The 20,632-nt window shown below is 45.3% G+C and carries 20 protein-coding genes; 1 reads left to right on the forward strand and 19 read right to left on the reverse strand.

The window, feature by feature from the left end; translation table 11 throughout:
* Positions 1-105: 105 nt before the first annotated feature.
* Positions 106-1,293, forward strand: a complete 1,188-nt coding sequence (locus tag E2L07_RS09315) for an IS256 family transposase (RefSeq protein WP_134228649.1) — start codon at positions 106-108, stop codon at positions 1,291-1,293.
* 727 nt (positions 1,294-2,020) lie between these two features.
* Here E2L07_RS09315 and E2L07_RS09320 read toward each other — a convergent pair.
* The 19 genes from E2L07_RS09320 to uvrB all read right to left on the reverse strand — a co-directional run bounded on the left by E2L07_RS09320 (position 2,021) and on the right by uvrB (position 20,617).
* Positions 2,021-2,875 (reverse strand): MurR/RpiR family transcriptional regulator, encoded by an 855-nt coding sequence (locus E2L07_RS09320; protein ID WP_010899704.1) that lies wholly within the window; start codon positions 2,873-2,875, stop codon positions 2,021-2,023.
* A 247-nt stretch (positions 2,876-3,122) separates the two neighbouring features.
* Complete coding sequence (gene hisIE / locus E2L07_RS09325) at positions 3,123-3,758, reverse strand: bifunctional phosphoribosyl-AMP cyclohydrolase/phosphoribosyl-ATP diphosphatase HisIE (RefSeq protein ID WP_010899705.1); 636 nt, start codon at positions 3,756-3,758, stop codon at positions 3,123-3,125.
* Positions 3,755-4,513, reverse strand: a complete 759-nt coding sequence (gene hisF / locus E2L07_RS09330) for an imidazole glycerol phosphate synthase subunit HisF (RefSeq protein WP_134229424.1) — start codon at positions 4,511-4,513, stop codon at positions 3,755-3,757. Before hisF ends, hisIE begins: the two co-directional genes overlap by 4 nt.
* Complete coding sequence (gene hisA / locus E2L07_RS09335; protein ID WP_010899707.1) at positions 4,513-5,247, reverse strand: 1-(5-phosphoribosyl)-5-[(5-phosphoribosylamino)methylideneamino]imidazole-4-carboxamide isomerase; 735 nt, start codon at positions 5,245-5,247, stop codon at positions 4,513-4,515. The genes hisF and hisA overlap by 1 nt, the downstream gene beginning before the upstream one ends.
* A complete protein-coding gene (gene hisH, locus E2L07_RS09340; protein ID WP_134229425.1) occupies positions 5,240-5,884 on the reverse strand; it encodes an imidazole glycerol phosphate synthase subunit HisH in 645 nt (214 codons plus the stop codon). The genes hisA and hisH overlap by 8 nt, the downstream gene beginning before the upstream one ends.
* Complete coding sequence (gene hisB / locus E2L07_RS09345; protein WP_134229426.1) at positions 5,885-6,469, reverse strand: imidazoleglycerol-phosphate dehydratase HisB; 585 nt, start codon at positions 6,467-6,469, stop codon at positions 5,885-5,887.
* The gene (hisD, locus tag E2L07_RS09350) at positions 6,466-7,740 is read right to left on the reverse strand and encodes a histidinol dehydrogenase (protein WP_134229427.1); all 1,275 of its coding nucleotides are present in this window, start codon (positions 7,738-7,740) and stop codon (positions 6,466-6,468) included. The genes hisB and hisD overlap by 4 nt, the downstream gene beginning before the upstream one ends.
* Positions 7,737-8,375 (reverse strand): ATP phosphoribosyltransferase, encoded by a 639-nt coding sequence (gene hisG, locus E2L07_RS09355; protein ID WP_134229428.1) that lies wholly within the window; start codon positions 8,373-8,375, stop codon positions 7,737-7,739. Before hisG ends, hisD begins: the two co-directional genes overlap by 4 nt.
* A complete protein-coding gene (locus tag E2L07_RS09360; protein ID WP_010899712.1) occupies positions 8,372-9,565 on the reverse strand; it encodes an ATP phosphoribosyltransferase regulatory subunit in 1,194 nt (397 codons plus the stop codon). The genes hisG and E2L07_RS09360 overlap by 4 nt, the downstream gene beginning before the upstream one ends.
* 224 nt (positions 9,566-9,789) lie before the next feature.
* Complete coding sequence (locus E2L07_RS09365; RefSeq protein WP_010899714.1) at positions 9,790-10,290, reverse strand: acyltransferase; 501 nt, start codon at positions 10,288-10,290, stop codon at positions 9,790-9,792.
* On the reverse strand, positions 10,287-10,934 hold the full coding sequence (gene ppaX / locus E2L07_RS09370; RefSeq protein ID WP_010899715.1) for a pyrophosphatase PpaX: 648 nt from the start codon (positions 10,932-10,934) through the stop codon (positions 10,287-10,289). Before ppaX ends, E2L07_RS09365 begins: the two co-directional genes overlap by 4 nt.
* A complete protein-coding gene (locus E2L07_RS09375) occupies positions 10,924-11,877 on the reverse strand; it encodes a nucleoside recognition domain-containing protein (protein ID WP_010899716.1) in 954 nt (317 codons plus the stop codon). The genes ppaX and E2L07_RS09375 overlap by 11 nt, the downstream gene beginning before the upstream one ends.
* A 27-nt stretch (positions 11,878-11,904) precedes the next feature.
* On the reverse strand, positions 11,905-12,774 hold the full coding sequence (gene lgt / locus E2L07_RS09380; protein ID WP_053430292.1) for a prolipoprotein diacylglyceryl transferase: 870 nt from the start codon (positions 12,772-12,774) through the stop codon (positions 11,905-11,907).
* Between the two features lie 19 nt (positions 12,775-12,793).
* Complete coding sequence (hprK, locus tag E2L07_RS09385; RefSeq protein ID WP_010899718.1) at positions 12,794-13,726, reverse strand: HPr(Ser) kinase/phosphatase; 933 nt, start codon at positions 13,724-13,726, stop codon at positions 12,794-12,796.
* A 264-nt stretch (positions 13,727-13,990) separates the two neighbouring features.
* A complete protein-coding gene (locus E2L07_RS09390; protein ID WP_010899719.1) occupies positions 13,991-14,350 on the reverse strand; it encodes a phage holin family protein in 360 nt (119 codons plus the stop codon).
* Between the two features lie 2 nt (positions 14,351-14,352).
* A complete protein-coding gene (locus E2L07_RS09395) occupies positions 14,353-14,550 on the reverse strand; it encodes a PspC domain-containing protein (RefSeq protein ID WP_010899720.1) in 198 nt (65 codons plus the stop codon).
* Positions 14,551-14,567: 17 nt separating this feature from the next.
* The gene (locus E2L07_RS09400) at positions 14,568-15,662 is read right to left on the reverse strand and encodes a DUF4097 family beta strand repeat-containing protein (RefSeq protein ID WP_134229429.1); all 1,095 of its coding nucleotides are present in this window, start codon (positions 15,660-15,662) and stop codon (positions 14,568-14,570) included.
* 93 nt (positions 15,663-15,755) lie between these two features.
* On the reverse strand, positions 15,756-18,629 hold the full coding sequence (gene uvrA / locus E2L07_RS09405; protein ID WP_134229430.1) for an excinuclease ABC subunit UvrA: 2,874 nt from the start codon (positions 18,627-18,629) through the stop codon (positions 15,756-15,758).
* A 5-nt stretch (positions 18,630-18,634) separates the two neighbouring features.
* Positions 18,635-20,617, reverse strand: a complete 1,983-nt coding sequence (gene uvrB, locus E2L07_RS09410; protein WP_134229431.1) for an excinuclease ABC subunit UvrB — start codon at positions 20,615-20,617, stop codon at positions 18,635-18,637.
* Positions 20,618-20,632: the final 15 nt, after the last annotated feature.

A 20,632-nucleotide genomic window follows, 5' to 3' on the forward strand; every position in this document is an offset into this window, starting at 1 on the left:
ATTTTGTGTAAATAGAAATGCACTAAATGATGTTCATAGAAAAAAGAAGACCCTTTCTGTAGAATAAAGTTAGCCGACTAAATTCACAGAAAAGAGGTCTTCCCTATGAATCATCTTACTACAGATTTAATCGAAGCACTAGCACAAAAACAAGATATCGAAGAAGTTTTTCGTCAGCATTTGGAAACAGCTATCAATCAGCTGTTGAAACATGAATTAACTGTCTTTTTAGACTATGAGCCTTATGATCGAGAAGGTTTTCATTCTGGTAATTCCCGTAATGGCTTTTACGATCGTACGTTTAAAACCGAATACGGAGAACTACATCTTCGTATCCCTAGAGACCGTAATGGCGAGTTCCAACAACAAACAATAGCTCCTTATAAGCGTTCCAATGATACGCTGGAACAGTTTGTCATTCATCTTTATGAAAAAGGGATTACGACAAATGAAATCGCTAATCTTATCGAGCGAATGTATGGACATCACTATTCCAAACAAACGGTTTCGAACCTAACGCAACTTGTTTCTGAAGACGTGCAGGCTTTCCATGAACGAAAGCTGGAAGAACGCTATGTGTGCATTTACCTAGATGCCACTCATATTCCGATTCGACGTCAAACGGTTGAAAAAGAAGCTGTCTACATCGCTATTGGTATTACGGAAGAAGGAAACAAAGAAGTTTTAGACTTTACCATTGCACCAACAGAGTCTTCTCACGTATGGGAAGAACTCATCCAATGCCTACATGAGCGAGGAGTAGAAAACGTCCTTCTTTTCATTTCCGATGGATTGCCAGGGATGACGGATAGCATTCATCGCGTCTATCCAAAGGCGAAGCATCAAGTGTGCTGTGTACATGTCGCTCGAAACATTTCCAGTAAAGTACGTGTAAAGGATCGCGCAGCCATTCTCGATGATTTCAAGGCTGTCTATCAAGCGAAAGACCGTGAAGAAGCTTTAGAAGCCTTAGAACAAATGCAAAGTAAGTGGGAAAAGCCCTATCCACGTGTCATTGAATCTGTGATGAACAATGAACAGATCTTAACGTTTTATGATTTTCCAGCTTCCATTCGTCGCAGCATCTACTCGACAAATTTAATTGAAGCTTTTAACAAAGAAATCAAACGATATGTCAAACGCAAAGAACAATTCCCGAATGAAGAATCCTTAGAACGTTTTCTCGTGACACGGTTTCTAGACTATAATCACAAATTTGGCATGCGTTGTCATCGAGGCTTTGAAAAGGCAAAATCAGAATTGATACACATGTTTGAAGCACTAGAATATTAAGCTCTAGCACCAATCCGCCATCCTTGACCTTGTTTGCGGTCGTGGTGTTGTGTACGTTGGCGGATGGGAAAAATAAAGCCCTATGTGGGACTTCATCCGCACACCGAGCGTACCACGACCGACCTTTTCTAAGTTCTCGCTGGCTGGGTCCCTGAACCCAACCAGCAAGAACTAAGAAAAGGCACAAGGTCAAGGACAAGCAGCTACCGCTGTGGCTCTGTGTTTCACCTAAAATAGAAGTTTTACCAAGTAAAATAAGCAGGGCTAACCTATCTACTAGAAACAGGGGTATTTACACAAAATTATTGACACACCCCGACACAAACCCATCAAAATCTCTATACCAGATAAAGTGAAAAGGAAATCCCATAGCATACTCTGAAATACCTGTTGAACTTATTCTACTTGGTGGAAAAAAACGACATGTAACAAAGGGATAATCATGCTCATTCCAATGATCTTTTTATTGACCCTTCCCAAAGCAATCACCTCTTTTAAATTTATTATATAATACAATACATACTCTGGACTCTACTAAGAATACAGCCTACTTGCTTTAAAAGTAATAGGATATACAATAGGGGCTAGAATCAATAATACTTGGAATGCTTCACTAGTATTAAAATGATTCAGGGTTTACGTTTATACATGAATGAACAGAAAAAAGTTCGGACCATTTTATTTTGATGATCCGAACTTTTTTCGTCTGGCTAGTTTTGTCCCAGCCTCACTTTCGTTTTTCTTCTGTTTTCTTTCGCGATGCATCAAACGCATCAAGGAGGTCGCTTCCGATTCGGTGGAAAACAGAAACGTAGAGAGCGTCGATCACATTTAATTGGCTCGTCCTTGAAGCAATGCTTCCGATCCGCTGCTGTACTTCAATATCAGGGATGAGTAATGAAACAGCCGCTTTACGGGTAAGAGCAGAACGGGATGACGCTGTAATTCCAATAAGCTTAACGTTTCGCTCCTTTGCATAGTCTGCTATGTCGAGTACTTCCTTCGTATTTCCAGACGTACTCATACAGATCACCACATCCTGCTCATCCATCATCGTAATAAATGGGATCATCTGATGATAGTCACCTGAGGCAAGTGAGTGGAAGCCTAAACGCATAAATTTATACTGACCGTCGATACATGACGTAAATGAGCCACCAACACCAAAAAAGGCTATTTTTTTGGCTTTCACCATTTGCTCAACCGCTTCCGTAAATGCCTGTTCATTCATCGCTTTTGTTGCCATATCTAAAGCCATTTGATTCAACGACGAGACCTTTTGAAATAAGATCGGCGGGGAATCATCGGTTTCTAAAAGGGAGGCACTGTTAATGTAAGCTTCTTTTCGGGTTAGTTCTTTCGCTAGCGCCAGCTTCAGTTTCGGGAAGCTTTCTAAACCTAAGCGCTTACAAAATCGGACAATGCTTGATTGGCTGGCATTGGCTTGCTCCGCCAACTGCTTTGTCGTCATCGTTGGGACAAGCTCCGGATGTTTCAGGACATAGTTTGCAACCTTCGTCTCCGCCGCTGGAAAAGAAGCTAATTCCTGTTCTATTTTCGCAAGTAACATCGTTTGTGGCACAAAATCACACCGTTTCTCATAAATTGTTCCTTTTCTATCATCGTCGTTTTTTTATTGAAAATCAAGTCTTCATTTAAGCAAAATGACCTTCTACGATTTGTTTCAACAAGCTTGATTTGACCATTAAGTTTTAATGTGAGAGAGTCTTGGCTTGTTGCCAGTCCTACAGGGGAGTCATTGTTTATTTATCCCTGTCCCTTACAAAAGAAAACGACCTTGCACGAGCTAAGCAAAGTCGTTCCATCCGTCACTCCTCTTTTGGGCGATGCCTTTCTTCAAGTACGGCTAGCACCTCATCGACGGGAAGCTTCTGTTCACGAAGAAGGACGAGTAAATGATAAAGCAAGTCAGCCACTTCCCACTTCAGCTCTTCGGCATCGCGATTTTTTGCAGCAATGACTACTTCTGTTGCCTCTTCTCCGACCTTTTTCAATATTTTGTCTACACCTTTTTCAAATAAATAGGTCGTATAGGCCCCTTCAGGCATTTCAGCTTCTCGCTCAGCAATAAGCGCTTCAAGCGTTGCTATGATTCCAAATCGATCGCTAGCTCCATATATTTTTTTTCCGAAAACCGATTCAAAAAAGCAGGAATACTTCCCTGTATGACATGCGGGCCCTTTCAGTTCGACTAGAACGACTAATGCATCGCCGTCGCAATCGTAACGAATGTCGACCACTTTTTGTGTATGACCAGACGTTGCCCCTTTATGCCAAAGCTCTTGTCGCGATCTGCTGTAAAACCAAGTTTCTCCTGTTTCCACCGTTTTTTCGAACGATTCACGATTCATATAAGCGACCGTTACAACTTCCTTGCTTTGCGCATCTTGGACAACAGCCGGAATAAGCCCCTTGTCGTCAAATGTTAGATCATCAACGTTCATCGTACCGCCACCCCTTCTTCACGCAAATGCGTTTTCACTTCAGCAACTGATGTTTCTTTATAATGGAAAATGGAAGCGGCCAAAGCGGCATCCGCATAAGCATTCATAAAAACGTCCACAAAATCTTCCTTTGCTCCGGCACCACCTGAGGCAATCACTGGAACGCTCACGGCTTCACTCACCTTGGTCGTCAAGGCAAGGTCAAAACCCGTCTTCGCACCATCTTGATCCATGCTTGTGAGCAAAATTTCCCCAGCTCCGCGACGGACTGCTTCTCTCGCCCAGTCACACACTTCCCATTCTGTCGGTGTCCGTCCTCCATGGGTGTAAATACGCCAAGATCCAAGGGCTACATCGTATTTTGCATCAATCGCAACGACGATACACTGGGAGCCAAAATAGTCGGCACCTTCAGTAATAAGCTCTGGACGCGTAACCGCTGCTGTATTTAACGATACTTTATCTGCTCCTGCACGCAGCACGCGCTTCATGTCCTCCAGGGAGTTGATCCCTCCTCCAACGGTAAACGGAATCGCCAACGTTCCTGCCACTTTTTCGACCACATCAATCATCGTCTCACGCCCTTCGTGGGAGGCGGAAATATCAAGAAATACGAGTTCATCTGCTCCTTGTTCATCGTAAAAGGCAGCAAGCTCTACAGGGTCACCAGCATCACGTAAGTCAACGAATTGCACCCCTTTGACGACCCGGCCATCCTTCACATCTAAGCATGGAATGATCCGCTTTGTGAGCATTAGCTCTCCTCCTTTAACGCATCTTCCAGCGTAAATTGATTCGTGTACAAGGCTTTACCGACAATAGCCCCTGCGATTCCGTTCTGCTTTTCGTTTCTGAGAGCATCGAGGTCTTGTAAGGAGCTAACCCCTCCTGATGCGATCACCTGTTTTCCTGTCGCCTTCGCTAGCTGAACAATCGCCTCCGTATTCGGCCCCGACAGCATGCCATCGCGAGAAATATCAGTAAAAATAAAGACTTCTGCCCCATGCCGGGCGAGCTCTTGCCCAAGCGTTTCCGCTTTTACCGAGGACGTTTCCAGCCAGCCTTCCGTTGCCACGTACCCGTCGCGCGCATCTAAGCCGATGGCGATTTTTTCTCCGCCATATTTCTGCAACATTTCTTTCGTAAACGCAGGATTGTTCACGGCCACACTCCCTAAAATCACCCGACTGATTCCCCGGTCTAGGTAATACGCGATGTCCTCTGCCGTTCGGATTCCGCCCCCAACTTGAACGTTCACATCGAGCTCTGTTGCGACCTTAACGACGTGCTCGTGGTTCATACGTTCTTTTGCCTTAGCTCCATCTAAATCGACCATATGAATCCATTCAGCACCTTGTTCGGCAAACGACTTTGCCATGGTAAACGGAGAATCCCCATAAACGGTCTCTTGATTGTAGTCGCCTTGGACGAGACGAACACATTTGCCGTCGCGCATATCAATCGCCGGGTAAATGATAAACTTAGCCACGCGCCTTCACTCCCTTTTCCACCATTGCTCCGTAATTGCGTAAAATACTCATCCCAACGTTGCTGCTTTTCTCTGGATGAAATTGAGTCCCAAAAATGTTCCCACGCCCAACGACCGCTGGCACCGTTTCATAATAATGACTTGTCGCAAGCAGAACATCGTCCGCTTCCGTCTTCACGACATAAGAGTGAACAAAATAAACATGCCCCTCTTCAACATCCGTTAATAACGGGTGGTTCGGCTTTCGAAAGGTTAACTGATTCCACCCCATATGCGGCACTTTATACGTTGAACCGTCCGTTGCAACACCTGGAAAGCGTATGACGCGACCTGGCAGCAACGACAACCCTTTCGTCCGTTTATTTTCTTCACTCTCTTCAAACAACAGCTGCATCCCTAGGCAAATGCCTAACAGCGGTTTTCCTTCGTCTACCCAATCTTTTATAAAGGCCGTAAGCCCCGTCTCATTTAAAATGGCCATCGCGTCATGAAACGACCCTACTCCTGGCAAAATTAAGCCGTCTGCCTTTTGCAATTCCTCAGGCTGTTCGGAGACGATATACGACCATGATAATCGTTCAAGTGCTTTACTGACGCTGTGCAAGTTTCCCATACCATAATCAATGATGCCGAGCATTTATAACATTCCTTTCGTAGAAGGTACACCTTTGACACGTGAATCGATCGTCGTGGCTTCATCGAGGGCGCGAGCAAGCGCCTTAAAAATCGCCTCAATGATATGGTGTGTGTTTTCGCCATAGTGCACGATGACATGAAGATTCATTCTCGCCTCAAGCGCTAGCTTCCATAAAAATTCGTGCACGAGCTCTGTATCGAATGTGCCCACTTTCTCACTCGGCATGTCCGCACGAAACTCTAGATGGGGACGGTTACTTAAATCGACAACGACTTGAGCAAGCGTTTCGTCCATTGGGACAAAAGCGCTACCGTACCGACGAATCCCTTTTTTATCAGCGAGTGCCTCCTTAAGCGCTAGACCAAGGCAAATGCCAAGATCCTCGGTTGTATGGTGGTCATCCACTTCGGTATCTCCTTTTGCATCGATCGTCAAATTGAAATGACCGTGCTTCGTAAACAAATCGAGCATATGGGTCATGAATGGAACTCCAGTTGTTAGATTCGATTGGCCTTCGCCGTCAACCGCAAATGTGAGTGAAATTTGCGTCTCTCCAGTCTTTCGCTCAATTGTTGCCTTTCTCATCGTTCATCCTCCAATCGAATGTCAATTGCTCGAGCGTGAGCTTCCAGTCCTTCTAGCCGGGCAAGTGCAGAAATTTTTGCACCGTTCTCCAATAGAGCTGCTTTGCTATAGGAAATAATGCTTGATTTTTTCACGAAATCGTCCACATTTAATGGACTTGAAAACCGAGCCGTCCCATTCGTTGGAAGTACGTGATTCGGTCCGGCAAAGTAATCACCTACAGACTCCGAGCTGTATGGACCTAAAAAGATCGCCCCTGCATGCCGGATTTTTCCCAAGAAGGACATTGGCTCTTCTGCTAAAATTTCTAGATGCTCTGGCGCAAGCTCATTTACAACAGATACGGCTTCCTCCAACGTTTCCGTTACGTAGATTGCCCCGTAATCACGAATGGAAGCAGCCGCAATTTCCCGCTTCGGTAAAGTTGTGAGCTGTTGATCCACTTCTACTGCCACCTCTTCGGCTAACGCTCTTGATGGCGTGACGAGAATGGCGGAGGCACGTTCATCATGCTCGGCCTGAGACAATAAATCAGCTGCAATGTAGCGCGGATTCGCTCGTTCGTCAGCCAACACAACAATCTCCGATGGACCTGCGATCATGTCAATGTCCACATGACCAAAAACAGCCCGTTTTGCTAAAGCGACATAAATGTTACCAGGGCCCGTAATTTTATCAACGGCAGGGACTGATTCAGTACCATAGGCTAAGGCAGCGATCGCCTGAGCACCCCCAACTTTTAAAATCGTCTTAACTCCTAACTCAGCCGCAGTTACAAGAACACCGGCCGGGATGGAGCCATCTTTTTGCGGTGGTGAAACGATCACAATGTTTTGTACTCCCGCCACTTGGGCTGGGATGACATTCATCATGATCGAAGATGGATAGGCTGCTTTACCACCTGGAACGTAAAGACCGACAGAATCAAGGGGGGTTATTTTTTGTCCGAGAATCGTTCCGTCCGGCTTTGTCGTCATCCATGAATTTCTTTTTTGCCGTTCATGAAAATCGCGAATGTTTTCAATCGCCTCGCCGATCGCTTGAAGTACAGGCTCCTCCATTTCTCGGTACGCTGCTTCGATCTCGGCTTGCTGCACACGTAAAGTTGTCAAGTCGGCACCATCAAATTGCTTGGTTAATGTAAAAAGGGCTTGATCTCCCTGTTCGCGTACTTGGGCAATAATTGAATGGACGGCATCTTGCTGCATATCCGTCCCCGTATCTAAATCTCGTTTTAAGCTAACCGAATCATTTATTGTTACGATCTTCATCCGCCATCCCCCTCTACTACTTGCAACAATCGTTCAACCATTTCATCTATGCGCTCATCCTTCATGCGATAACTTACCGGGTTGACGATGAGACGCGAGGTGATCGTCATCATTTTTTCTAGTTCCACAAGTCCATTTTCCCGCAACGTTCGACCTGTCGACACAATGTCAACGATTCGATCGGCTAGACCAATCAGTGGGGCAAGCTCAATCGAACCATTGAGCTTAATGATTTCCACCTGCTCTCCTTGCTCCTTAAAATAACGGGTCGCCAAATGAGGATATTTCGACGCCACTTTTGGATTCAGATCGTGCTTTTTCTCATAATTCGGTAACCCGGCAACCGCTAAGTAGCATTCACTAATCTTCAAGTCAAGCACTTCATAAACATCCCGTTCTTCTTCAAGCATCACGTCTTTTCCTGCAACCCCTACGTCAGCAACCCCGTGCTCGACATAGGTTGGAACATCCATCGGTTTGGCTAAGATGAAGCGCATATTCTCCTCAGGAACGTCGACAATGAGCTTTCGCGAAGCCTCGAACTCAGCTGGCAAGTTGTAGCCTGCTTTTCTCAATAACCCTACAGCTTCATCGAAAATTCGCCCTTTCGGCATCGCTACCGTTAACATGCTCATGCGTCCTCGCCCCCTCTACCTGCTGTTCCAATACAGTAAATCACATCTTGATAGTTTGACGACATTGCATCTACATCTGTCACGCCAGCTAAATCTTGTAGGACGACCGCTTCTCCGTTTGCTCGCTTCTTTCTCGCCAGTTCAATTGCTTCAAACCGACGCTCATTACTAAACAAAATACATGTTTGCTCATGTCCATTTGATATGATTTCTCCATTCAATGCTTCCACCAGTAAATCGATGCGCACACCGAATCCAGTTGCCTGAGCTGGACGATGGAATTTCGATAACAACTCATCATACCGGCCGCCACTACATAACGGCACACCGAGCCGGTTGCCATAGCCTTCAAACACGACGCCCGTATAGTAGCTCATATGGAGAACGAGGGTTAGATCAAATTTTACATATTCGCTCGCACCGTAACTCTCCAACACCTCATAAAGTTTCGTCATTTCCGCAAGGGCCGTTTTTCCTTTTTCCGTTTGGATCAGCCCTCTCGCCTCTTCGATCGCAGCCCGCCCCCCGCGTAATGACAGTAAGTTCATGAGTCTGCTTTTATCAATAGTGGACAGGTTTAAACTTTTCACATGCTCACGGTAGCCTACATAATTTTTCTCATATAAAAACCGACGCAAACGATCCGCCCGTTGCTCATTACCGACCACATCCATCAGCAAAGCATTCACATAACCTACATGGCCAATCGCCACCTTAAATTCGGATAGACCCGCCCGTTTTAATGCGGCGATCATGAGAGCGATCACTTCCCCATCAGCACTCGCCGTCCCGTCACCAATTAATTCAACACCTAATTGCTCAAATTCTGCTGGCTTGCCCCCTTCGTTTTGTTGCGCTCGGTAAACATTGGACTGATAGGCAAGTCGTAATGGATACGCCCGATCTTTTAAGCTGGAGGCAACAAGGCGCGCAATTGGAGCGGTCATGTCAGGTCTGAGCACAAGGGTATTCCCTTGTTGATCCAACAGCTTAAACAACTGCTGATCTAAAATGGCCGATACAACTCCCACCGTCTCATAATACTCAAGCGTTGGTGTTTCTATCATATCGTAACCCCAAAGGTTGATTTCTTCGGTCATTTGATCACAAATATTCTTTTTCGTCTTATACCATTCAGGAAGGGTATCCCGCATGCCAAATGGTTTCTCAAACATAAACGGCTTTGACATTCTCCACACTCCTAGCTTTAGGATCAACAAACAGATACTTTAGTTCGCTAATATACTAACAAGATAAAGGATTAGTAGTAGTTTACCTAGTTTTTTGAATTTCGTCAACAATTAGGTGCGCATCTTTTCTATCGTATCCTTACACTAAATCCTCAGCTTGATGCGAAACTTCATGGACAAACAGGGGCAAAAATCAAAAAGACTAGCCCTTCCAATAGCAAAGGCTAGTCTTTATCGTCACGATTTTGTTTAATGACCTGCATCGGGTTCCCACCAACAAATGCACCTGGTGGGACATTTTTGTGAACAACAGTTCCAGCAGCGATAATGGCACGGTCGCCGATCGTTACCCCAGGTAAAATCGTTGTATTTGCGCCAACCATCACTTCATCGCCAATGATCACATCACCGAGGCGATATTCCTCAATTAAATATTCATGGGCAAGAATCGTCGTGTTGTAGCCGATGATGGAATTACGTCCAACAGAGATGCGCTCTGGAAACATAATATCAGGCATAACCATAAGAGCAAAGGCTGTTTTTTCTCCTACATCCATTTTTAGAAACGTGCGATACAGCCAATTTTTCACGCTGACAAACGGCGTATAGCGAGCGAGTTGGATCACCACGAAGTTTTTAACCACTTTCCAAAACGGAACGGTTTTATAAATTTGCCAGAGCGAATTGGCGTGTTTCACCGGATAACGCTCTGTGTCTCGACTCATCTTGCTTTCACTCCAACGATGTCGAGCAAGTCGGGCATTGAGCGCAGGACATAATCCGGATCAAATTGACGAACATAGTCTTCCCCTCGAATCGCGTAGCCGACGACCGCTGTTTTGACACCAGCATTTTTACCACCTAGGATATCGTGAGAGTTATCTCCGACCATGATCGTTTCTTCTTTTTTTGCCCCGAGGGCGTTCATCGCTTTTTCGAGTGGTTCTGGGTTAGGCTTTACGTTCTCCACATCGTCCAAGGCGACGATTACATCGAAAAACTCATCTAAGCCAAACAATTTGAGTCCTTTCATCGCCGTTTCCCGAATTTTCGTTGTAACGATCGCAAGCTTAAAGCCTTGCTCATGCAATGTTTTGACTGTTTCGTACACCCCTTCATAAGGTTCAACAAGCTTGTCGTGATGAGCATGATTATGCTTGCGATACGTAGCGACCATCTCTTCGACTCGTTCAGGGTCTAGACGCTTGAAGCTGTCCGTTAACGGAGGACCGATGCATTCAATCGCATCTTTTCTGCCATATTTCCCAGGATAATACGTCTCGAAGGTGTGTAAAAACGACGAAATGATCAGCTCATTTGTGTTGATTAACGTTCCGTCTAAATCAAATAACACTGTATTAATTTCCATATGTTGCTTCCTTTCGTTTCAAGGCTTCCTGCTTCTCCAGACGATTCCAAATATAAGCGACTGCAATTGTGAGAAGCACAGCGGTTACAACCCGAATGATCAGCAATGGCCATACCGGAATGCCGAGCGGAATGAAAATGAGCGTATCTTCAATAACCGCATGGCATGCGACGAGAAAAATGAACACAAGGTACAGATCCTTTTTCTTGACACCGTCCTCTTTGATTGCCTGTATCATGACGCCTGCACCGAATGCCAGTCCGAATAGGAGTCCAGAGGCGAGCGTCGTCGATGTATTTTCACGAATGCCTAGCACTTTTGTAAAGGGTGACATCCATTTTGAAAACGTCTGGAGCCAATTTAAGTCTTTCATCACCTGTACCAAAATCATAAGCGGAATGACGATCAGTGCCAACTGAGCAACCCCAGCAGCAGCTGTCCATAATCCGTCGCCCACCATGTTTAGCCAGCCGTGTATTTCCGGTCCTGCGGAACTGGAAACAAAACCATATTGAGCGATCTCTTGACCACCAGACCAAAACAAGTGAATCAAAAAGGCAGAACCGAAAGCAAGTCCGAGACGGACGGCGAGAATAACGGACATGCGAATCCCCACCTTCGTCGCCACCGCTGACTCGATAAACAAGTTATGGGAGAAGGATAGCATCACCGCAAGGATAAACACTTCCTTGACCGTTAGTTCCATCGTTAAAATCGCACCGATTCCTGCATATAAATTCAAGGCATTTCCTAACACGAGAGGAATGGCGGCTTCCCCGCGTAGGCCAATATAGCCCATCGCCGGTGCAAGAAAGGCCGCAAGCCAATCAAGGACAGGTGTATGTCCAAGAATCGTGACAATTAACGTAACAGGAAAAATGACTTTCCCTAATGTCCACGTCGTCTGTAGTCCGACGAGGAGCCCTTTTTTCAGCGTATTCATTCCTTTCTCTCCTTCCCCAAATCCAGACTACTTTTTCTTTTTCTTCTTTGTCTTTTTCTTGTTACCATTCGTCCGGGCTGGTTGATGGGGGTCTAAATACCGCTCTGTCGCAAGACCCTTTGCTCGCCGATACCACCATAATAACAGGGCACCGACAATGAGTAGGATCGAAACAATTTGCGCCGTTCGAAGCGAATCGCCGATCATTAAATTATCTAAGCGCATCCCTTCAATGAAAAACCGTCCGATCGAGTACCAAATGAGATAGGAGAAAAATAATTCCCCTCGGCGCAAATTAACTCGTCGCAACAAGAGTAAAACCACGACACCGATAAAGTTCCAAATAGACTCATACAAAAAGGTCGGATGGTAATACGTTCCGTTAATGTACATTTGGTTAATAATAAATTCGGGTAGCATGAGCCCTTCAAGGAACTCGCGTGTGACCGGTCCACCGTATACTTCTTGGTTCATGAAGTTTCCCCAACGGCCGATCGCTTGCCCGATTAATATACTTGGTGCAGCCACATCCATAAGCTGCCAAAACGAGAGCTGGCGCTTTTTCGTTAAGATATACGCCGTTAAGACCCCACCAATTAGAGCTCCATGAATGGCAAGACCGCCTTCCCAAATATAAAAGACTCGAATCGGATCATCAGCAAATTGTTCCCAACGGAAAATCACATAGTAAAGCCGCGCGAAGATAATCGCCACTGGAATGACGTACATGACAAAGTCAGAGAATGTATCTTTTGGCATTCCTCGTCTCACCGATTCCCGCGACGCCATCACATACCCAATAATGACCCCAAGGCCAATAAGGACTCCGTACCAATAAATTGTAAACGGACCGAGCTGTAAAAAAACACGATCAAGTGGTTCAATCATTTCCTCCATGGTTTCACCTCAAAGCCTATTAAAATTCTTGCTCTCCTTCTTCAATCACATCATTTAAGCGATCAGAAAATTGCTGTGCTGCATTTATGCCTAAACGTTTTAACCGGAAATTCATCGCCGCTACTTCGATAATAACCGCTAAGTTCCGACCTGGTCGGACCGGGATGGTCAACTTCGGAATATCAACATTCATAATTCGCAAGTAATCTTCACTTAATCCGAGGCGATCATAAACTTTCTTCTGATCCCACAGCTCAAGGTTGACGCAGAGGGCAATTCGTTTAAAAGGTCGAACAGCACCTGCCCCAAATAGAGTCATAACATTGATAATCCCTAGACCGCGGATCTCAAGTAAATGTTGGATTAATTCAGGTGAACGCCCAACGAGTGTGTCTTCATGCTCACGTCTAATTTCGACCGAATCATCCGCCACTAACCGATGTCCACGTCGAACGAGATCGAGAGCCGTTTCACTTTTACCGACCCCGCTGCTTCCTGTAATGAGCACGCCAATTCCATAAATATCGACAAGGACACCGTGAACGGCGGTTGTCGGGGCAAGCTGACTCTCTAAGAAGTTCGTTAACATACTACTTAGCCGCGTGGTCGTGATGTTGGAACGCAGGACAGGAACGCCCACTTTTTCCGACGCCTTCAATAATTCAGGTGGAACCTCAAGTCCACGCGAAATAATAATCCCAGGTGTATCATACGTACAAAGCTTCGACATTCGCTCTTCTTTATCTACTGGTGACAGCTGCTTATAAAAAGAAAGCTCTGTTCTCCCTAACAACTGAAGACGCTTCGCCGGATAATACGTAAAAAAACCAGCCATTTCAATCCCAGGTCGTGAGATATCACTCGTCGTAATCGAGCGATGAATACCTTCTTCTCCTGAAAGCAATTCAAGTTGAAACCGTTCAAGCAAATCGTTTGCTGTTACTTTTGCCATTTCTCAAAACCCCCATCTCATCTTACCATACTCTCTATTTCAAAACATGAATCTCACACTCACCTTTCCATTTTACCACGTTTCTACATAAATCCATTCATTCGTTTGCTATATTAAATAGGATAGGATAGAAAGAAAACAAATTGAACGAAATAAAACCTCACCGATTTGCGAGGTTTCAGACGATGGGAGATCCCTTCCCAATAGTAATCTTCGTATTTCCCTATTAAAAACAGATAAGGACGACCCTTATCTGTTTACGGATTAACGTTTTTCTTGAAGCGGCTTAATGACGAATGTTTGAATAAGCGCATTTAAAATGGCGATTAAGACAGCTGCAAGGAGGGCCATGCCAAACCCATCAATTTGGAACGCATTCCCCATGAGACCTGCTGCTAGCATTAACGTAATCGCATTAATGACGAACATGAAGAGGCCAAGGGTTAAAATCGTTACAGGTAATGTTAAAAGAATGAGGATGGGGCGAACGATAATGTTTAGCACCGATAAAATGATACTAGCGATGACCGCGGCCCCTATACCAGATAAATAAAACCCTTGAAAATAGCCAGCTATCACCATCAATACGATGGTGTTAACGAGAATTCCTGCGAGCCAGCCCATAATTAATCTAGATCCTCCTCATTTGGGACGATAGCTGCGGCAATGATGTAGCCAATCAGCACAGGGAAAAAAGCTGTTACTAACGCAAGAACGACGACACCGATACGTACGAGCGTCGGGTCAATATTAAAGTATTGGCCAATTCCTCCACAGACACCAGCAAGCTGGCGATCATATTGGGCTCGAAATAACCGTCTCATTATTCATCACCTCTTTCTTACCGGTCTTTCACCACAACAGACCCTGTGTTCGTGAGTGCTGTGATTTTTAAGCGCGGCGATTGTTCCTGATTGCCTACAAAGCTCATGACTTTATGGGCAAAGTCTTTCCGCTCCTCAAGGATCTCAAAGGAAGAAAGCCTGCAAGAATATCCGCCAACGTTCGTCTTAAGCTTTCCTTCAACGCGCAGGCTTGTAGGTACGGATACTTCAATGCTTCCGGTAGTCGCCTTGAGCTCAGCAAATCCCGATTCGTTTAGTTTTTCTAGTTCATAGACGATCGACCCGTTCACCGTTTCAGCATCTAAGTCTTGCATCGCGCCCGTTACGGTTATGCCGCCATTAATGGTCTTCATATCTACAACATCAGCAGAAAGTCCTCGTAATTCAATGCCTCCATTGACCGTTTCCGCCATTAGTTTTTTCGCCTCTGCTTTTTCAAATGTAATCGGTCCATTGAGAGTGTTCACATCAAGCGTATCCGCCTTTACTGGATCTCCCTTGATTTCGCCATTAAAGGAATAAATCTTTACCGTTTCAAATGAACGCTTTGGCACAAAGACCTTTGTCTCTACTTTGATCGTCTTTACTCTCGTATGGAACAACAACTTCCGTTCATCGACTCGGAAGGTTGCCTCTTGCAAGAAGAGCTTTCTTGCTTCTTCCGTATCCTTTACCCGATAGACCTTGGCATTACACTCAATTCGAACGTCGGGCTCATCCCATGGAATCAAGGTTACAGGCCCGTTTTCAAGTGAGATATCCAGAGAAGCAGGGGACACATTTCGGTGTTGGAAAATGTGGTCAACCGTTACAAAGGAGCCAAAGTTAAAGTCAAGGTCAAAGTCTTTAATTTTCTGGATCGCTGACTCGACAAACTCTGTTAACTTGCTTGGGTTAAACCCCCACTCACGCTCCCGCTCCTTCCGTCTTTCCTGCTTCTGTTCACTATGATCCCAATCAACCGACGTGGAAACGGCTGTAGATGCCTTTTCCTCCTCCTTCGTGCCCATCGCCTCTAACAGCTTAACGCCTTCTTCTGCGGTAATCTTGCCCTCTTCGATCATTTTTAAAATCATTTTCCGCTCTTCCATCGTTTTGACTCCTCCTTGCGATTTTTTGCACTACTGGAGTTTACGTTCATACCGAGAAAAAGTTTCATTCTACTTTTATTGTAGGGCAGTTTGTCAACTACGCTGCAATTCATGCTCGCGAATACGAGAGTCCATCCGCTTACGATCTCGCTCTAAAATCGGACGCAAATACTTACCTGTATAGGACCCTTCTACTTCAACTACTTCTTCAGGGGTTCCTTGAGCAACAATCGTTCCCCCTTTGTCGCCACCTTCCGGACCAAGATCAATAATATGATCAACCGTTTTAATCACATCTAGATTATGTTCGATGACAAGCACGGTGTCACCATTATCTACAATTCGTTGCAATACTTTAAGGAGCCGGTCAATATCATCCACATGGAGCCCTGTCGTCGGTTCATCTAAAATGTAGAGAGTTTTCCCTGTTGCTCGCTTATGAAGCTGAGAAGCAAGCTTCACGCGCTGCGCCTCACCTCCAGAAAGGGTGGTGGCAGGTTGACCAAGCTTAATATACCCTAAACCGACATCGACTAACGTTTGAATTTTTCGCTTGATCCGCGGGATGTTCGTGAAAAATTCTAATGCTTCCTCCACCGTCATGTCTAAAACATCGGCAATCGTTTTTCCTTTATACGTAATGTCAAGCGTTTCCCGGTTGTAACGTTTTCCATGACACACTTCACAAGGAACATAGACGTCTGGTAAAAAGTGCATCTCGATCTTGATGATGCCATCACCGCGACAAGCCTCACACCGACCACCTTTAACGTTAAAGGAGAAGCGCCCTTTTTTATAGCCGCGTACCTTCGCTTCATTTGTCATCGCAAACACATCGCGGATGTCGTCAAACACCCCTGTGTACGTTGCTGGATTGGAGCGTGGCGTCCGACCGATCGGCGATTGATCAATATCAATTACTTTGTCCACATGCTCAATACCGACGATCTCTTTATGTTTTCCTGGCTTGTCTTTCGCTCTGTGTAACTTTTGCGCAAGGGCTTTATGGACGATTTCGTTAATAAGCGTACTTTTCCCCGATCCTGACACCCCAGTTACAGCAATAAACACACCGAGGGGAAATTCCACATTCACTTGTTTTAAGTTGTTCTCACTCGCTCCCTTGACGGTAAATGACTTTCCGTTCGGCTGGCGACGCTCACTTGGAATCGGGATAAACTTTTTCCCCGACAAATACTGCCCGGTAAGCGACTCGGCATCATTCATAATTTCCTCAGGACTACCTGCAGCTGTGACTTGACCGCCATGAACACCAGCTCCTGGTCCAATATCGATAATATAGTCAGCCGCTAGCATCGTATCTTCGTCATGTTCCACGACAATCAACGTGTTCCCTAAGTCACGCATATGAGCAAGAGTCGAAATGAGTCGGTCGTTATCCCGCTGATGAAGGCCAATGGACGGCTCGTCTAAGATGTAGAGAACGCCCATGAGCGAAGATCCGATTTGTGTCGCGAGGCGAATGCGCTGGGCTTCTCCTCCAGATAAAGTGCCAGCAGAGCGGCTTAACGTTAAATAATCCAGACCGACATTCATAAGAAAGCCAAGGCGGTCATTTATTTCTTTTAAGATTAACCTCGCAATCGAAAAATCTTTTTTGGACAGCTCTAACGACTCAAAAAATGTTTTAGCTTCTTTTATCGATAGCTTCGTCACTTCTCCTAAATGTTTACCGCCAATTAAAACAGCTAACGCTTCTTTTTTCAAGCGATGACCTTTACACGTTGGACAAGCCTTTTGCACCATATACGCTTCAAGTTGATCGCGAATGTAATCCGATGACGTTTCGTGATAACGACGTTTCACATTCGGGATGACCCCTTCAAAAAGGATCTCATTTTCCCGCACTTGCCCTAGGTCATTTTCATACCGGAAAAAGATTTTTTCATGGCCACTGCCATACAAAATTTTCTCAAGCTGATGGTCGGGTAGCTGTTCCACTGGTGTATCCATATCAATTCCGTAATGGTTGCAAACCGCTTCCAGCATTTGCGGATAGTATTGCGAGCTAATCGGCTCCCACGGTGCAATGGCGTTCTCACTTAACGTTCGAGATCGATCAGGAATTACAAGTTCAAGGTCAACCTCTAGCTTTACCCCTAGCCCATCACACGTCGGACAAGCGCCAAAAGGGCTGTTAAAAGAGAACATTCGCGGCTCAAGCTCAGGAATAGAGAAGCCACATTGGGGGCACGCATGGTGCTGGCTAAACAGCAATTCCTCTTTGCCAATAATATCGACAACAACTCGCCCATCGGCCAATTGCAACGCTGTTTCAAGAGAATCCGCTAAACGAGTTTCAATGCCTTCTTTTACGACAATTCGGTCAATCACGACTTCAATCGTATGCTTCTTGTTTTTGTCTAGCTCTATTTCTTCCGCTACCTCACGCATTTCCCCATCTATGCGCACCCGAACAAACCCTTGCTTTTTAATATCCTCTAGTACTTTCACGTGTGTCCCTTTTCGTCCAGATACAAGAGGGGCGAGAATTTGCAGCTTTGTCCGTTCTTCATAAAAAAGTATCCGATCCACCATTTGCTGTACTGTTTGCGAGGAAATTTCAATTCCATGCTTCGGACAGACAGGTTTTCCGATACGCGCATAGAGAAGGCGCAAATAATCAAAAATCTCTGTCACCGTTCCTACAGTTGAACGGGGATTTCGACTTGTCGTTTTTTGATCGATTGAAATGGCCGGCGACAAGCCTTCAATCGAGTCCACATCAGGCTTATCCATTTGTCCGAGGAACTGACGTGCATAAGCAGAAAGGGACTCTACATATCGCCGCTGTCCTTCAGCATAAATCGTATCAAAAGCCAAAGATGACTTCCCTGAGCCAGACAGCCCGGTTAACACGACGAGCTTATCTCGAGGAATGGTTACATCTATGTTTTTTAAGTTGTGGGAGCGTGCTCCTTTTACAACAATGTTATCTAACCCCATTTTTTTCACCCTTCCGCTTTCAACTCAAGAATGAGATCTCTTAGCTCAGCAGCCCGTTCAAAGTTGAGCGTTTTTGCAGCTTCTTTCATTTCCGCTTCCATCCGCTCGATGACCGCTTCTCGTTCTTTTTTGCTCATTTTTTGCTTTGGTGCATGACTCGTATATTCTTCTCCGTCTTCTGCCACCATCGCCGTTGCTTTAATCACATCTGGAATCCGCTTTTCGATCGTCTTCGGCGTAATGCCATGCTTTCGGTTGTACTCTTCTTGGATCGAGCGTCTCCGCTTTGTTTCATCAATGGCAATCTGCATCGACTTCGTCATACGATCCGCATACATAATGACGTAGCCATTGGCGTTCCGCGCTGCCCGTCCGATCGTCTGAATTAAAGAGCGCTCAGCACGTAAAAAACCTTCCTTGTCCGCGTCTAAAATAGCCACTAGTGAGACCTCAGGTATGTCTAATCCCTCACGAAGTAAGTTAATCCCTACAAGAACATTAAACGTACCTAGCCGTAACTGCCGGATGATTTCGATTCGCTCTAACGTCTTCACTTCAGAATGGAGGTAGCGAACTTTAATGCCAACTTCCTTTAAGTAATCGGTTAAATCCTCGGCCATTTTTTTCGTCAATGTTGTCACAAGCACCCGCTCGTTTTTCGCCACTCGCTCGTTGATTTCTCCAATTAAATCATCAATTTGACCTTCGATTGGCCGAACCTCTATCTCCGGATCAAGCAAGCCAGTCGGTCGGATGATTTGTTCAACCATTTCTGGGGTGTGCTCAAGTTCATATGGACCAGGAGTAGCCGAAACAAATACCGCTTGATGAACTTTATGTTCAAACTCCTCAAACTTAAGGGGACGGTTGTCTAACGCTGATGGCAAGCGAAATCCATGATCCACAAGAACACCTTTTCGCGCTTGGTCCCCGTTATACATGGCACGGATTTGTGGAATCGTCACGTGCGACTCGTCGATGATGATAAGAAAATCATCGGGAAAAAAGTCGAGCAACGTATAAGGAGTTTCTCCCGCTTTACGTAACGTTAAATGGCGGGAGTAGTTTTCGATCCCTGAACAGAATCCCATCTCGTGAATCATTTCTAGGTCATAGCGGGTCCGTTGCTCAAGCCGCTGAGCTTCCAACAATTTTCCTTGATCATGTAGTTCTTTCAGCCGCTCTTCCAATTCTGCCTCAATTGACTTGGTCGCTCGCTTTAATTTTTCTTCGCGGGTAACGAAGTGAGAAGCTGGAAAGATGGCCACATGGTTCCGCTCACCTTTAATTTCACCTGTCAGAGCGTCAACTTCCGTGATGCGATCAATTTCATCACCAAAAAACTCCACACGGATGCATTGCTCGTCCCGTGAAGCTGGGAAAATTTCGACAACGTCTCCTCGAACACGGAACGTCCCACGGGTAAAGTTCACATCGTTACGATCATATTGAATGTCTACGAGCTGGCGCAATAAATCATTGCGTTCAATCTCCATGCCCGTCCGCAATGAACAGACGAGTTCTTTATATTCTTCAGGTGAACCTAAACCATAAATACAAGAAACGCTCGCTACGATAATAACATCGTTTCGTTCAAATAAAGCACTTGTCGCTGAATGCCTAAGCTTATCTATTTCATCGTTGATACTTGCATCTTTTTCGATATACGTATCGGACTGGGGCACATACGCTTCCGGTTGATAATAATCATAGTAACTCACAAAATACTCGACAGCATTGTTCGGGAAAAACTCCTTAAATTCACTATAAAGTTGTCCCGCCAACGTCTTGTTATGTGCAATCACAAGTGTCGGCTTATTGACTTGCTGGATGACATTAGACATCGTAAACGTTTTCCCAGTACCTGTTGCACCAAGCAACGTCTGATGTTTTTTTCCTTCATTAATCCCTGCTACAAGCTGCCGAATGGCGTTCGGTTGATCTCCTTGGGGCTTGTATTGAGAGACAAGTTCAAATGACTGACTCACAGTGACAGGACCTCC

It is taken from the genome of Halalkalibacterium halodurans (genome assembly GCF_004376175.1).
Classification (GTDB): domain Bacteria; phylum Bacillota; class Bacilli; order Bacillales; family Bacillaceae_D; genus Halalkalibacterium; species Halalkalibacterium halodurans.